This is a genomic window from Halodesulfurarchaeum sp. HSR-GB (genome assembly GCF_031432215.1).
In the GTDB taxonomy this organism is placed as follows: domain Archaea; phylum Halobacteriota; class Halobacteria; order Halobacteriales; family Halobacteriaceae; genus Halodesulfurarchaeum.
In genome coordinates this window covers 1,219,275-1,232,897 of the sequence record NZ_JAVKGN010000001.1, presented here as the reverse complement: position 1 = coordinate 1,232,897, position 13,623 = coordinate 1,219,275, and the positions used below count along the sequence as shown (strand labels likewise).

13 protein-coding genes are annotated in these 13,623 nt (G+C 66.8%); 5 read left to right on the top strand and 8 right to left on the bottom strand.

Annotated features, from left to right (window positions below; translation table 11 throughout):
• Positions 1–9: 9 nt before the first annotated feature.
• Complete coding sequence (locus tag RH831_RS06465) at positions 10–1,029, top strand: ArsA family ATPase (RefSeq protein WP_310553409.1); 1,020 nt, start codon at positions 10–12, stop codon at positions 1,027–1,029.
• On the opposite strand, the gene RH831_RS06460 is transcribed toward RH831_RS06465, so the two are convergent.
• Genes RH831_RS06460 through RH831_RS06445 form a run of 4 tightly spaced genes read right to left on the bottom strand, consistent with a single transcriptional unit; the run spans position 997 to position 4,887 of the window.
• On the bottom strand, positions 997–2,358 hold the full coding sequence (locus RH831_RS06460; RefSeq protein WP_310553408.1) for a DUF4147 domain-containing protein: 1,362 nt from the start codon (positions 2,356–2,358) through the stop codon (positions 997–999). The genes RH831_RS06465 and RH831_RS06460 overlap by 33 nt on opposite strands.
• The gene (locus tag RH831_RS06455; protein WP_310553407.1) at positions 2,355–3,173 is read right to left on the bottom strand and encodes an SDR family oxidoreductase; all 819 of its coding nucleotides are present in this window, start codon (positions 3,171–3,173) and stop codon (positions 2,355–2,357) included. The genes RH831_RS06460 and RH831_RS06455 overlap by 4 nt, the downstream gene beginning before the upstream one ends.
• A 24-nt stretch (positions 3,174–3,197) precedes the next feature.
• The gene (locus tag RH831_RS06450; protein ID WP_310553406.1) at positions 3,198–3,980 is read right to left on the bottom strand and encodes an endonuclease V; all 783 of its coding nucleotides are present in this window, start codon (positions 3,978–3,980) and stop codon (positions 3,198–3,200) included.
• Between the two features lies 1 nt (position 3,981).
• On the bottom strand, positions 3,982–4,887 hold the full coding sequence (locus RH831_RS06445; protein ID WP_310553405.1) for a rhomboid family intramembrane serine protease: 906 nt from the start codon (positions 4,885–4,887) through the stop codon (positions 3,982–3,984).
• An 83-nt stretch (positions 4,888–4,970) separates the two neighbouring features.
• Here RH831_RS06445 and RH831_RS06440 point away from each other — a divergent pair, with 83 nt between their 5' ends.
• The 3 genes from RH831_RS06440 to RH831_RS06430 are packed head-to-tail and all read left to right on the top strand — an operon-like array spanning position 4,971 to position 7,605.
• Positions 4,971–5,411 (top strand): DUF5788 family protein, encoded by a 441-nt coding sequence (locus RH831_RS06440; RefSeq protein WP_310553404.1) that lies wholly within the window; start codon positions 4,971–4,973, stop codon positions 5,409–5,411.
• A complete protein-coding gene (polX, locus tag RH831_RS06435; protein ID WP_310553403.1) occupies positions 5,405–7,153 on the top strand; it encodes a DNA polymerase/3'-5' exonuclease PolX in 1,749 nt (582 codons plus the stop codon). The genes RH831_RS06440 and polX overlap by 7 nt, the downstream gene beginning before the upstream one ends.
• Positions 7,153–7,605 carry a Mut7-C RNAse domain-containing protein gene (locus tag RH831_RS06430; RefSeq protein ID WP_310553402.1) on the top strand — a complete coding sequence of 151 codons (453 nt, stop codon included), beginning with the start codon at positions 7,153–7,155 and terminating at the stop codon, positions 7,603–7,605. Before polX ends, RH831_RS06430 begins: the two co-directional genes overlap by 1 nt.
• On the opposite strand, the gene RH831_RS06425 is transcribed toward RH831_RS06430, so the two are convergent.
• On the bottom strand, positions 7,602–8,486 hold the full coding sequence (locus tag RH831_RS06425) for a hypothetical protein (protein WP_310553401.1): 885 nt from the start codon (positions 8,484–8,486) through the stop codon (positions 7,602–7,604). The two genes, RH831_RS06430 and RH831_RS06425, sit on opposite strands and share 4 nt — an antisense overlap.
• 99 nt (positions 8,487–8,585) lie before the next feature.
• Between RH831_RS06425 and RH831_RS06420 the strand changes: the two genes are divergently transcribed.
• Positions 8,586–8,867, top strand: coding sequence for a DUF5789 family protein (locus RH831_RS06420; protein ID WP_310553400.1), 282 nt, complete (start codon positions 8,586–8,588; stop codon positions 8,865–8,867).
• Here the strand turns inward: RH831_RS06420 and RH831_RS06415 are convergent, their stop codons facing one another.
• From RH831_RS06415 to RH831_RS06405, 3 genes are read right to left on the bottom strand one after another with little or no spacing between them, the layout of a single operon-like run.
• Positions 8,868–9,647 carry a type II CAAX endopeptidase family protein gene (locus RH831_RS06415; RefSeq protein WP_310553399.1) on the bottom strand — a complete coding sequence of 260 codons (780 nt, stop codon included), beginning with the start codon at positions 9,645–9,647 and terminating at the stop codon, positions 8,868–8,870. It abuts the gene before it with no gap.
• A gap of 45 nt (positions 9,648–9,692) precedes the next feature.
• Positions 9,693–10,985, bottom strand: coding sequence for a DNA repair protein NreA (gene nreA, locus RH831_RS06410; protein ID WP_310553398.1), 1,293 nt, complete (start codon positions 10,983–10,985; stop codon positions 9,693–9,695).
• 41 nt (positions 10,986–11,026) lie between these two features.
• The gene (locus tag RH831_RS06405) at positions 11,027–13,504 is read right to left on the bottom strand and encodes a DNA topoisomerase I (protein WP_310553397.1); all 2,478 of its coding nucleotides are present in this window, start codon (positions 13,502–13,504) and stop codon (positions 11,027–11,029) included.
• Between the last annotated feature and the right edge of the window lie 119 nt (positions 13,505–13,623).

Sequence of the window (13,623 nt, the reverse complement as noted above, 5' to 3'; positions counted from 1 at the left end):
AGACAATGCATGGACGACATCGAGGTCGAAGCGGTCGACTCCCTCGAACCGGGCGTGGCCGGTGGGACGGCCGAGTACGTGCTCTACGGCGGGAAAGGTGGCGTCGGAAAGACCACGATGGCCGCGGCGACCGGGCTGGCCAGCGCTCTCGACGGGACCGACACCCTCGTCGTCTCGACCGACCCGGCCCACTCGCTGGGAGACGCCTACGGCGTCTCGATTCCATCCGCCCCGACCCGAATCCGCGAGGACATCCCGCTTTTCGCCGTCGAGATCGACCCGGAGACGGCCCTCCAGGAGGTCGGCGCGTTCGGTGGCGACCTCTCGATGGGCGGGGTCGGCGACCTGCTGGGCGGCGAGGAGCCGGATCCCCTGCTGGACGGCCAGTTCCCCGGCGCGGACGAAGCCGCGGCGATGCAACTCTTGCTTGAGTACCTGGACGACGACCGGTTCGACCGGATCGTCATCGACACGGCCCCGACCGGACATACCTTGCGACTGCTCGAACTGCCCGAGATGATGGAGACGATGATGGGCCGGTTCGTCCGGTTGCGGGACCGACTCGGTTCGCTCGGCGAGAGCCTGACGGGCCTGTTCGGCGAGTCGGAGGGGGCTGAAGGCCCGGATCTCGACGCCCAGATCGAGCGCGTCGAACGGTTGCGAGCGCTGCTCGCCGATCCGGAGCGGACCGACTTCCGGATCGTGACCGTGCCCGAGGAGATGGCCGTCGAGGAGGCAAAGCGACTGGAGAACCAGTTGCAGGGCTTTGGAATTCCGGTCTCGACGGTCGTGGTCAATCGCGTGATGGAGCCACTCGAATCGATCGTCGACGGCGTGGCCCCCGGGGAGTACGTCGCTCCGAACCTCGATGGCTGTCAGTTCTGTCAGCGACGCTGGGACGTCCAGCAGTCCGCACTCGGAACGGCCCAGGAGCTTTTCATGGGCTATGACGTGAAGCGGGTCCCGCTCTTCGCCGAAGAAGTTCGCGGGGAGGAGTTACTCCGACTCGTCGCCGCCTGTCTGGAATGAGTTCTCCTCGACGAGCAGGATTCGCAGATCGTTGACGTTCGTCCCGGTCTGTCCCGTCACGATGGTGCGGTCCCGGGCCTGGAGGTACGCCCCGGTGTCGTTCGCGTCGAGGGCGGCCTGGGCCGCCTGGCGATCCACGACTGACTCGTCGACGAGCGCGCCTGCGGCGTCGCTCGCGCCGTCGATCCCGTCGCTGTCGACCGCGCCGACGATAGTCGAACCGTCCAGAGACAGCCCCGCGGAGAGGGCGAACTCCTGGTTCGGCCCGCCGGAGCCCCCATCGCCGTCGATGGTGACGGTGGTCTCGCCGCCGGAGAGAATCGCTGCTGGTGGTTCGACCGGCGTTCCCGTGGCTCGGATCTCGTTCGCGATCGCGGCGTGGGTCTTTGCCGCCTCGGCGGCCTCACCCTCGATTCGCGAGGAGAGCACGAGCGAGTCATATCCCGCCGCCTCGGTCACGTCCGCAGCGGCCGTGAGGGCCGTCATCCCGTCCGCGATGACGTGTGTCGAGACGTGCTCGAAGACCGGATCGCCCGGTTTCGGCGTCTCTTCGAGGTCCCCGGCGACGCCGGCTCGAATGCGTTCGCTGACCGAATCCGGCAGCGAGAGATCGAAGCGATCGATCACGGCCTGGGCGTCCGCGAAGGTGCTCGGATCGGGAACGAGCGGGCCACTGGCGATCACATCCAGATGGTTCCCCACGACGTCACTGAGAACGAGCGAAACGACCGTCGCCGGGGCCGCCAGGGCCGCGAGCTGACCGCCCTTGATCGCCGAGAGGTGCTTGCGGACGGCGTTGATGTCCTGGATCGGCGCGCCACTCTGGAGCAACTGATCGGTTGTCGCGACCAGATCGTCGAGTTCGATGCCCGCCGCCGGGGCCGGCATCAGCGCACTGCCGCCACCGGTGATTACACCCAGGACGAGAGTCTCCTCGGTCGCTGCCGCGGCCCGGTTCAGGAGTTGTCGGGTGGATTCGACGCCGCGCTCGCTCGGCACCGGGTGATCCCCGGGCCGCACCGTCACCCGCTCGGTTTCCACGGGATCGTCGGTGACAACCAGCCCGCCGTCGAGCCGGTCGCCGAGGACCGCTTCGAGTGCCCGAGCGACCTGCGAGGCGGCGTTCCCGCCACCCAGGACGACGACCTCGCTGTAGGCTGCCAGGTCGTAGGTCGTCTCTCCAACCCGGAGCTGGTCACCGTCGAGTGAGACCGTCGACTCGACGACCGTCGCCGGGTCACTCGCCTCGATGCCAGCGAGCAGCGCGTCGAGAACCGTCTCGTGGGCCGGCGACTGGGCGAGTGCCGCCCGGTTCTGAATCCGTGTCATGCACCGAGCCTCCGCAAAAGCGAGAAGATGCGGTCCCGGACCCGGTCCGGAAGCAACCGGGCCATCGTGAGGTATTTCGCGGCCGGGCCGACGGTATACCGCGACTGCGGATCCGTCGAGGTCCCAGCTTCGAGAATCACAGCGGCCACCCGTTCCGGTGGGACAGCACCCATCTCGCCGACGATTCCCGCATCGGTGAGCGCACCGTAGAGGTCCTCGTAGGCTCCCGTTCGGTCGAGATCAACGAGCGAGGACTGTGCGCGGTCCTCGAACTGCGTGTTCACCGGCCCGGGCTCGACGAGGGCCACGTCGATGTCGAAGGGCGTGACCTCCGCCCGGAGCGCGTCGCTCATCGATTCGAGGGCGGCCTTCGAGGCGGAGTACACGCCCATTCCTGGCGCCGAGAGCAGCCCGGAAACGGAGGAGACGTTGACGATGGTCCCGCGTTCGGCCTCGCGCATGTGGGGGAGGGCGGCCCTCACGAGTCGGTGCGGGCCGAAGACGTTCACGTCGAACTGGGACTCGACGTGTCGGGTCGGCACGTCCTCAAGCGGGCCGAACTGCGCGTAGCCCGCGTTGTTCACGAGACAGTCCAGTCGCCCGGTCTCCGCGATCGTCCAGTCGATCACGTCCTGGCACTGGGCAGGTTTAGTCACGTCGAGTTCGTGGGTGAGGGCTCCCTTCTCGGCGAGGTCCGTGATGTCTGCCTCCTCGCGAGCGGTCGCGATCACCGTCCACCCCTCCGCAAGAAAGGCCTCGGCCGTCGCATGGCCGATGCCCGAGGAGCAACCGGTGACGAGTACGGTCCGTTCCATACCCCACCCTCGCCCGAGAGGCAGTTAATGCTTGCAGTCCGATGCGGCCCGATCGGCCAGGCGCACCGGTTCGGGTAGCTTGTAGCCGGCTCCCATCGCGGCGACCAGCGACACGGCGGTCTCGGCGCTCACGCGATGGCCCGGACTCACGTAAATGGGGTTCACGTGCCGGACCTCGGGGTTCGGGAACTGCCGTGACTGGTAGGCGTATCCGAGAATCGTCCCCGGCTCAGCCGTCACCGATTCGTCCGCATAAATCGGTACCTGGGTGCCAGCCGGCAGCGGTTCAGCCAGCGATTCGGCCGGCTGGCCACAGAGCAGGTTCTTCGCCACGCCGATGGCTGGGCGGTCGTAGAGCACCCCGAGATGGGTCGCGAGCCCGGCCTGTCGGTAGTGGATACGCCCGCTCCCATCGAAGAAAAGGAGGTCCGGATCGACCGAGAGCGAGTCGAGCGCGTCGATTATCGGCCCGCCCTCGCGAAAGGAGAGCAAGCCGGGGATGTAGGGGATCGAGAGTTCGGTCCGACCACAGGCGACCTCGACGACCGAGTCGCCCTGAATTGCGACGACGGCGCTCACCGCGACCCCGTCCAGAAAGGCCTGATCGACGCCGGCGACGATTGGCTCGTTGCCCGCTGGCGAAGTCCGCTGGTCGAGGTCGAGTGGCCCCTCGATCTCGACGGCTGCGGGGGCGGGACAGCCAGCGTCGGCAAACGTGGCGACACTCGCGATTTCGCGCTGAAGGGCGTCCATTTCGTCCCGCGAGGCGTCGGGGTTCGGAACGTACTCCGGACGGACCGGCTTCATCTCAGCGGCGACGACGGCGATTGGGCCCGCTGCCCCCGATCCGGAGCTGCTGGGGGGCGCGGGTTCCAGTCCGCTTGAGGTACAGCCCGTACAGCAGGCCGATTCCGAGTCCCGCGAGGTGGGCGATCTGCGCGACGCCACCGAATCCGACTCCGCCAGCGGTGCTCACGAGCACCGAGTAGCCCGCGAACAGCGCGGTCGCGACCCAGAGGGGCATGGGCAGGATGAAGTACAGGTAGATCCGGAGGTTCGGGTTGAGCACCGTCAAGACACCCAGCAGCGCCGCGATGGCCCCGCTCGCGCCGAGGACCGTGGCCGTCCCGCCGACGGCCAGGGTCGCGAGGACCTGGGCCAGACCGGCGGCGACCCCGCTGACGAGGAACAGCGCCGCGAAGGCCTTCGACCCGATCTTCCGCTCGACGACCGGGCCGAAGAAGTACAGCACGATGCTGTTGAAGAAGATGTGCATGAAGTTCGTCGGGGAGTGAGCGAAGATCGAGGTGACCCAGGTCCAGACGTACTCGATGTGGTTCGTATCGAGCGTGAAGAGGGCGCTAAAGAGCTGTGCGTCCTGGAGGCCGAACGCGACCAGGAGTTCCAGCGGGAAGACAAGCCAGATGATCGCGAGGAAGACGTAGGTCATGTTCCGCCGGACGTACCCCCCGATCCCACCCGGGCCGCTCCCCAGACCGAGCCGTTCGAGGACACTCCGCCCGGCCCGCGTGGAGGAGCCCGAGACCGAGTCGTCGAATCCCGAGTCGAAGACCCCGCCCGGGTCCTCCCACTGATCCAGTCCCGGACAGTCGTGATTCTCGGGGAGCCGGTGCTCGGAACAGAACGTGCCGCCGCACATGCGACACTGGTACGGCATGCCCTCCTCGCGCCCACAGTAGTCACATCGCACCATGGGCACGGGTTTGTCAGTCCTCGGGATAAAACTCCCGACGGCGGACGTGTGGATTTTTGGGGTTTGGCCGAGTACGAACTGGTGTGCAGGATTACGAACGCGAGCGACTCCTCGAACGGATCGATCGTGAGGGCGCCACGGTCGGGGCCTCGATCCCCGACACCCTGGAGGTGGCCGGCGAGCAGATCGATCTCGCGGCGTTCGTCCTCGACGCGAGAAGCGAAGGCCCCGAACCATCGGAAGAAGATGTCCAGTCGCTGATCCGGGAGCTGCGAGCCGAGCGGAAGCGACGCCGGGCCGAAATCGAGGCCGGGGAAATTTCCCGGGATCGCGGCGAACGGCTCGCGGAGTCGATTCTCGGGATCGATCGGGCGCTGACGGCCCTGGAATCCGACGCCGATACCGACCTCGAAGCCGAAACGCGACGACGAGAACGGGCCGATCAGAAGCGGTGGCGATCCTTTCTCGATTCGGTGACCGGCGAGGACGAGAAGCGAGGCGGTCGCCGGGGGAACACGTGGTAACAAACGACACGGTCGCCGACCGGCTGGAGGAATTCGCGGCCCTCCTGGAGGCCCAAGACGTCGAGTACAAACCCAGAGCCTACCGGAACGCGGCCGCGAACGTTCGCTCCCACCCGGAGCCGATCGAGGACCTCGCCGCGTCGGGACTGGATGCCGTCACGGCGATCGAGGGGGTCGGCGAGGCCATCGGCGAGAAGATAATCGAGTACGTCGAGACCGGCTCGATCGAGGAACTCGAAACAGAGCGAGCGAACCTGCCGGTGGACATGGCGGCACTCACCCGCGTCGAGGGCGTGGGTCCGAAGACGGTTGGGGCGCTCTACGAGGCACTCGGCATCCAGACCCTCGACGATCTCGAAGCCGCCGCCGAGGCCGGCGAGATCCAGTCCGTCTCGGGGTTCGGGGCCAAGACCGAGCAGAACATTTTGGCGAACATCCCCTTCGCCAGACAGGCCGGCGAACGGGTCCTGCTCGGGAACGCCCGACCGGTCGGTGAGGACGTCCTCGCGTACGCGAGAGACCTCGACGGCGTGGAAGCGGCTGCCCTGGCCGGTTCGCTCAGGCGCTGGCGACCCACGATCGGCGACGTGGACGTACTGATCGCGAGTGACTCGAAGGCCGAGGTCACAGCCCAACTCACCGACTGGGAGCGTGTGGAGTCCGTGGCCGAATCGGGCGAGACCAAGACGAGTCTCCGCGTGGCCGATATGCAGGTCGACTTTCGGCTGGTGGATCCCGCGGAGTTCGGGAGCGCACTCGTGTACTTCACCGGCAGTCGCGATCACAACATCGCCCTGCGGAACCGGGCGATCGAACGCGAGCGCAAGGTCAACGAGTATGGGGTCTTCGCCGTCACCGACACAGAGCGCGCCGAGCAGGACACCCGGGCCGGGACCAGGCTCGCCGGCGAGGACGAGACAGGTGTCTACGAGGCGATCGATCTGCCCTGGATACCGCCGGAGTTGCGGGAGAACCGCGGGGAGATCGAGGCGGCCGCTGAGGACTCGCTCCCCGATCTGGTCGAAGCAGGGGATCTCCGTGGCGATCTCCACGCCCACACCACCTGGTCGGACGGCAACCACTCCATCGAGGAGATGGTGGCCGGAGCCGCCGAATACGGCCACGACTATCTGGTCATCTCGGATCACGCCGCCGGACCGGGCGTGTTCGGCGACAGCGGGCTCGCGGACGAGGAGATTCGCGAGCAGATCGAGGAGGTACGGGCTGTCGCCGCGGACGCACCCATCGAGGTCCTCACCGGAATCGAGGCGAACGTCGGCCCGGACGGCGCGGTTGGCGAAACCGACGCGGCCGTGCTGGGTGAACTTGACGTGGTGATCGCCTCGCCACACGCGGACCTGGGAGACGACGAGGATCGGACCGAACGCCTGATCAAAGCGATGGAACACCCGGCTGTCGACGTGCTCGGCCATCCCAGCGGTCGGCTGCTGAACCAGCGGCCCGCGATGACGTTCGACGCCGATCGGCTCGGCGCGGCGGCGGCCGAAAACGGCGTCGCCCTGGAGGTCAACGCCAACCCCCACCGGCTGGACCTCTGGGGGCGTGCCGTCAAGGCGGCGATCGAAGCCGGCGCGACCATCGCCATCGACACCGACGCCCATGCGCCCAGCGAGTTCGCCTACCAGCGGTTCGGTGTCCACACCGCCCGTCGCGGCTGGGCAGAAGCCGAGGACGTGCTCAATACCCGTGACATCGACGGCCTGCGCGAGTTCCTCCACTGATGGCCCGGCCCGCGGACACCCGACTTCTCCTCGACGTGATGCTCGGCGGGCTCGTCTCGATTCTCCGGATGGTTGGCTACGACACGGCCTACGCACTCGACCGGGACATCGAGGCCGACGAGGCGATCCTCGCCTGGGCCGAGCAGGAGGGGCGACTGCTTCTCACGCGGGACGTTGACGTCGCCGAGCGAGCGGGTGACAGCCTGCTGCTGAAGGAACTCGATCCACAGGACCAGCTCGCGGAACTGGCCGACGCCGGGTTCGAACTCGAACTGACGGAGCCGACCCGCTGTTCGCGCTGTAACGGGCCGTTAGCGCGGGTCGAATCGGGACCGGGTCCAGAAGCCGGGCCCGACCCCACCGACGAGCGGGTCTGGCAGTGTCGGGACTGTGGGCAGTTCTACTGGATCGGGAGCCACTGGGAACACCTCCGGGCGCAGTTACCCGATTAACTCGCGTTCCCCTGCCACCACTGGCAGGCCGCCATGTCGTCCATCGGCTCCTCTGAGAGCCCACAGTAGGGGTGCATGTCGCCGTCCCGCTCGGTGTACTCGAAGTGCGTACAGTTCCCACAGTACTGATCCGGCCCGGTTGCGGGTTCGTCCATCACCTCGCCGTCGTCTGCCTGGGCCGTACGCTCCGCGCCCGGTTCGACGATCTCGGCGTCCGCCGAGACCCCGCCGTCCGATACGGAGCCGGCCTGTTGGTGGGGCTGTGGCCCGAGATCCGTGGTTTCGGTCTCGTCCCCGAAGGTCCCGATACCGCCCAGACCGCTGCTGATGGCCTTCCCGGCGTTCTGGAACTCGGTCTGGACGGCCTCGACCGCCCGCACCGTCGCCCCCGGGTTGTCGACAGAGAGCGAGACCGTGCCCCCGGGATCGTTTCGGGTCTTGAAGGTCGCGACGGCGGTGAAAAGCGTCCAGAAGGAGACCAGGATGCCGGCGAAGTAGACCAGCAGCAGGCCCAGGACCAGCGTCGAGGGGACACCCGGGCTGGCATACCAGTTCTCGGGGTAGGCATGCCGGAAGAGCGCCACGCCGACGAGGGCCAGGGCGGCCCCGAGTCCGGCAGCGGTCTTGTGGAACCGCGTCGCTGGGAGGACGATCGTCACCCCCAGGAACACCGCCGGGATCCCGACGCCGCCGAGGATACCCGCTATCTCCCGGCTCTCCAGGACGCCAAAGCCGTTCTCCACCAGGAGTCCAGTGCCACCGATCAGGATCGCGGCCACGAGGAGGACGGCCCCGGCGACGAAGAGCCCGGTTCCCAGGAGCACCTGCTTGCGGCTCGCAACCCCGACCCGGCGCTCGTAGGTCTCCCCCAGGCTTGGCATACGGCCCCGTTGGAACCGGAGGCCCATAACACTATGTCAGACGGGCCGCCGGCGCAGTGCATCGAAAGCTTGAATCGGCGGCCGGGAAAAGCCCCTTCCATGGCCGAGGACACCGACGAAGCGGACGGCGTCGAACTGGGTTCGGGCCCCGACGTGGAGGGCGCCCCGATCGCCCGGATCGCCGAGCGACTGACCTGGGCGATCCAGAAGAGCGAAATCGACCGCAAAGAGGGCGACACCGTCGTCCGGACGCCGGATGGGCCCCAGGAACTCACCGACATCCTGGCGGAGATCGACGAGACGTACTTCCCCACTCGACAGGCCTTCCGCGAGGCCGTCGAAGGGGTCATCGGTACCGGCCCGGTTCCGACCGAGGAGTAATCAGATCGCGGCGGGCACGTCTCCCATGACCGAGATCGAGACGTAGAGCAACAGCACCAGGGTGGAATTGTACACGCCGTGGATCAAAATTGGGACCACCAGGTTCTCGGTGCGCTCGTAGGCCACCCCGAAGACCAGACTCGGCAGGAAGAGGATCGCGATGGCGATGAATCGGGCCCCGCTGCCGCCCGTCAACGAGAAGTAGTGAACCAGCGCGAAGAGTGCGGCCGTCAGCGGGATCGCGAGTTGGGCCGAAAACGCCTCGCGAAGTCGTCCCTGGACGACCCCCCGAAACAGGAACTCCTCGCTGGGTGCAATCACGAAAAGGGAGAGCGGGACGAGCCAGAGCAGCAGTTCCGGGTTCTCGATGCCCAGTTCCGCGGCCTGGTTTGTGGTCTCCGGCTGAACCCCACCGACGGTGAGCGCCACGCCGGCGGCGAAGACAAGCCCCATCGCCGCCACGTAGCCACCCCCTGCATAGAGTAGATCACGCAGTCCGGGAACGTCCGCAGGGACGTAGGCTCGCGGCGAGAGGCCACGATATCGGAGATAGAGGACGCCCCCACCCACGAGCCCCAGGGCACTCGTGAGAAAGAGGAGACCGACCATGACCAGAAGCGACAGGTCACGAAAGAACCCGCCAATAGCCAGACCGAGGACTGCTGAGAGCCCGAAGGCCAAAAGAATGCCACCGATACCCGCCGCGATCGCCCCGAGCAGGGCGTACCCCTGATGGGAACCACGGGGGGCCACCGGTCGCCACGGGTCAGTATCGCTCATACCCGACCTGGGAGCGGAACCCGATTAATCCTTCTGGCCCCGGCACTACGCCTGGAAGTCCGCCAGGCCGGCCTGCCGGCCCGCGACGAGTTCTGACTTCCGGCGAAGCGCACCCAGCGAGACCGGCAGGTGGGGGACGGTCTGTCCGATCGCCGACTCGAAGGTCTCGGCGACGCCGGGTTCGCCCGCCAGATCGGGCTTTGGCCCCTCCTCAAAGGCGTTGCGCACGCTCTCTCTGACCTGCCAGACCCCGACTGGAGCCCAGTAATCGTCCGACACCTCCCGGAGCACCAGCGCTTTGGCCTGCCGCCCGATCGATTCCAGGTATTCGAGCACGCCCAGACGGGCGGCGTAGTACGCCCCGGCGGTCTCCTCCACGTAGCCCGAGCGGCCCTCGTAGTTCTCGTAGGCACTCGACATGAAGATCTCGCCGGTCGGCTCCGGGTTCCAGATGCTGCCCGGGGCTTTCATCTCCACGAGTTCGAACTCCCAGGAGCCGGGGGCCAGCACGACCCAGTACCGGTTGCCGATGTACTCGTTGACGAATACCTGCACCTGGTCGATCGACGGCGCGTTCCGGATCGACCCCCGCAGGAACTTCGAGACGGTGTCGTCGACGGCCGTGATCGACCAACGGGTGGGCACGAGCCGTCGGTTCTGCGACTGGCCGAGTGCGCCCACCGAGAGCACCTGATTGATGTCGTACACGTCAAAGCCACGGCGATAGAGGTAGGTCATCGCACCCTCGGCCCGCCAGTCGTCGTCCTCCAGGGTCTTTTTGACCTGCCGGGGCACGTGCGGATTTTCACCCAACTCCGCCCGGTCGGCAGTCGCGCTCGGACCGCTCGGCGCGTTGGCCTGCGGGTTGCGATACCGGTCCAGGTCGATCTCCGGGGTGTCCCGGAGCCCGATTTCGACGTCGACCGGGCGATCAGCGATGGCGACCTCCCGCTGGGTGCCCACAAAGCCGTCCCAGACGTCCTCGACGTCCACCTTGGCCGAACGCCGGGAGTTGAGCAAGCCGGTGCGGTACTGCAGGACGTTCTCGATGTCCAGTCCTCGCTGGTACCACTCGCCGCTGGTGGCAAACTCGGCCGCGGTGTCCTCCTGGCCGACCGGCGCGAGAATCCCGGTGCTCACGTTCGGATACGACGAGCGGCCCACGAACACTGACGGGGAGGTACTCCCCACGAGCGAATCACCCTGGAGCGAGGACTGGAGTCCGGTCTGGAGGTCCTCGACGTAATCGATGATCTCGTAGGACTTCTCCTCGGCGAGGCGGCGACGGCGGGCCGACTCGTCGGGCTGGAAGCCCTCGATGTACTCGTCGAGGCGCATTACTGGAATCCAGGGCCGGGATCGGGTTAAAACTCTCGGGGTCAGCCCACGCTCTGTTGCCAGTCACGGATCCGGTCGGCCGAGACCCCATCGACGTTGCCAGCCAACTCCTCCGGGTCGGCCGAAATCAAATCCGGCACGGACTCGATCCCGGCCTCGATGAGCTTGTCCTTCGTCTTTTCCCCGATGCCGTCGATGGATTCGAGGTCGCCGTTCTGCCGGGCGGCGTACTCCTGATAGTTACAGATCGGACAGCCGAACTCCCAGGGCTCGTCATCGTCGTCGTGAATGCGGAGTTTGGGCAGGTCGTGTTCCGCACACCGCTCCTCGGTGACCTCGATCTCACCGCGGCGGGGCAACGGGACGGCGTACTCACAGTCGGGGTAGCGGGTACAGCCGACCAGTCGGGAGCCGTTTCGCAGGTGCTTGATCGCCAGTTCGCCGCCGTGGTCCTCACCACACTCCGGACACGGGCCGATAACCGTGTCCTCGGTGGACTCGGCGTCCTCGACCTGGCAGAGCGGACAGCCGTGAACGAAGGTGTTCCGCCCGTCGAGCATCTTGATGTGGTGCAGGTCGTGCCGGTCACAGGTCTCGTCCATGACCTGGGGCTCGCCACGGTTCGGGAGCGGGGCGGTGAACTCACAGTCCGGATAGCCATCACACCCCACGAAGTAGGAGCCATACCGGTTCTCGCGAACCAAAAGGTCCCGGCCACATTCCGGGCAGGGCCCGAGGGTTCGGTCGGCCTTCAGCGAGGACCGAAGGTGATCACCGATTTCCGCGCGTGAAGCCCCGAGCAAGTCGAAAATTCGGTCCAGTGCGTCCCGGGAGTCTGCAGTGACATCCTCGAGGTCCTTCTCGCCCTCGACGATGGCCGTCATCTCCGCTTCGAGTTCCTGGGTCATCTCCTCGCTGACGACCAGGTCGGCGTACTCCTCGGCGGCCTCCACGACCGCCATCGCGAGCTGGGTCGGACGCGGCGGGTCGTCCTCCAGATACCCGCGGTCGTAGAGCTTCTCGATGGTGTTGTGGCGGGTACTCTTCGTCCCGATGCCCAGCTTCTCCATGGTCTCGATGAGCCGAGACTGGCCGTACCGTCGGGGTGGCTGGGTCTCCTTCTCTTCGAGGTCGACAGCGGAAATCTGGAGGGTCTGGCCCTCCTCCAGATCGGGGACGTAATTCTCCGACGTGTCGACGTAGGGGTAAACCGCGTGATACCCCGGCTCGACCAGGCGCTTGCCGTTTGCCTTGAGCGAGCGGCCCTCGGCGACGGCCACCACGCGCAGGTGCTCCCAGATGGCCGGCTCCGCGAGCGTCGCGAAAAAGCGACGGGTCACGAGTTCGTAGACCGTCCACTCGTCCTCGGAGAGATCCCCCTGGTCGGGCACGTCCGGCGTGGGGTGAATCGGCGGGTGATCGGTCGTCTCGGAGTCCCCACGGGTCGGCTCCAGGTCCTCGCCCGCAAGGAGCGAACTCGCCGCCTCGTCGAAGGGAGTTCCCTCGAAGAGCGCGAGCAACTCGGCCGGCTCCAGATCGTCCGGATAGACGGTGTTGTCGGTTCGCGGGTAGGTGATGTAGCCAGCGGTATAGAGGTCCTCGGCGATGCTCATCGCCTGACCCGCGTTGAACCCCAGCGACCCGGCCGCCTTGATGAACTGCGTGGTGTCGAAGGGTGCGGGCGGGTCGTCGGTGCGCTGTCGTCGCCGGACCGATTCCACACTCGCGGTCCCGGCCCCGGCGAGGTCCGCCTCGGCATCGGTGGCATGCGTTTCGTCCCAGATCCGTTCGGCTTCCGACCCGTCATCGTCGTAGAAGTACTGGGCCTGGAAGGTCGTCTCGCCACCCGCGAGATCGGCGAAGAGTTCCCAATAAGTCTCGGGATCGAAGGCCTGGATCTCCCGCTCCTTGTCGACGACGAGTTTGAGCGTGGGCGTCTGGACCCGGCCCACGCTGATGAAGTCCTGGCCACGCTGGCCGGCCGAAAGCGAGAGAAAGCGGGTGAGCGCGGCCCCCCAGAGCAGGTCGATGCGCTGGCGGGCTTCGCCGGCCGCGGCCAACTCGAAGTCCAGTTCGTCCGGGTTCGCGAAGGCGGTTTTCACCTCGTTTTCGGTGATCGAGGAGAACCGGACCCGATCGACCGGCACCGACTCCTCGACCTCGCGGACGAGTTCGTAGGCCTCCTTCCCGATGAGTTCGCCCTCGCGGTCGTAGTCGGTGGCGATCACGACGCGGTCGGCCTTCCCCGCGAGTCGCTTGAGGCTGGTGACGATGTCCGGTTTCGTCACCCGGGTCTCGATCGGCGCGTGAACCAGTTCGGCCGGTTCGACGTCCCGCCAGTCCTCGTACTCCGGCGGGAAGTCCACCCCGACGACGTGGCCGGCGAGCCCGATCACGCGGTGGGTCCCCCAGGCGTACACGTCGACGCCCCCGACGCGTTCGGTTCGGGCTGAACCGTCGCTGAGGATGTCTGCGATGCGGCGGGCCGCGTTGTTTTTCTCGGTGATGATGAGTTCCACGGGAACTGAGTTGGCCGTAAGCCGGACCGGTTTGTAAGGATTTCGTCGTTCGTGACTGGGCCCCAGCCTCGTTGCAACCGTCGGACTCTTCGACTGGACTCTTTATGGGCTCTACCGGG